The sequence below is a fragment of the Synechococcus sp. H55.10 genome, assembly GCF_047502715.1.
Classification (GTDB): domain Bacteria; phylum Cyanobacteriota; class Cyanobacteriia; order Thermostichales; family Thermostichaceae; genus Thermostichus.
This window is the reverse complement of record NZ_JANSJJ010000277.1, coordinates 1-465: the sequence shown is the minus strand read 5'-3', so window position 1 is coordinate 465 and position 465 is coordinate 1. Positions and strand designations below refer to the sequence as shown.

The 465-nt window shown below is 55.1% G+C and carries 1 protein-coding gene; it reads left to right on the top strand.

Features of this window, described 5'->3' with window-relative positions; genetic code table 11:
• Positions 1–246: 246 nt before the first annotated feature.
• Positions 247–465 (top strand): cation:proton antiporter subunit C (locus NW858_RS13130; RefSeq protein ID WP_414520659.1); only part of this gene is annotated, 219 nt, incomplete at its 3' end.

Here is a 465-nt window from a genome sequence, read left to right as displayed (position 1 = left end):
GCCCGCTGGCGCGAGGAGTGCTTGTGCAAACGCATCCAGAGTCGCCTCCAGCTTGGCGGCTTGCGACCCAGATACCTTGAGCTTGCAGGAGATAGTTAAAACTTGGGTCATGTTACAACTATACGACGTCATCTGCATTCTTCCCAGCCCTGGCCCTACGGCTACAGGGCGGGGTTCTGCGGTTTCTAGCTAAATGGACTACAGAAATACCGGAATCACCGTCGAGGCTCAAACGGCAAGGTACCCATGGTACACGCTGCAATTGTCCTTACGATCCTGCTGGGCTTTTGGGGAGTGGTGGTCAAGCGAAATCTAATCATGAAAATCTTGGCCATGGATGTGATGAGCACCGGGGTTATCGCCTTTTTTGTCATTTGGGCCGCCCGCACCGGCGTGTTCACTCCCATCTACAAGCCCTGGCGCCAGGTGGACTATGCCGGCCCTGTCTCTTTTTCCCATCTGACC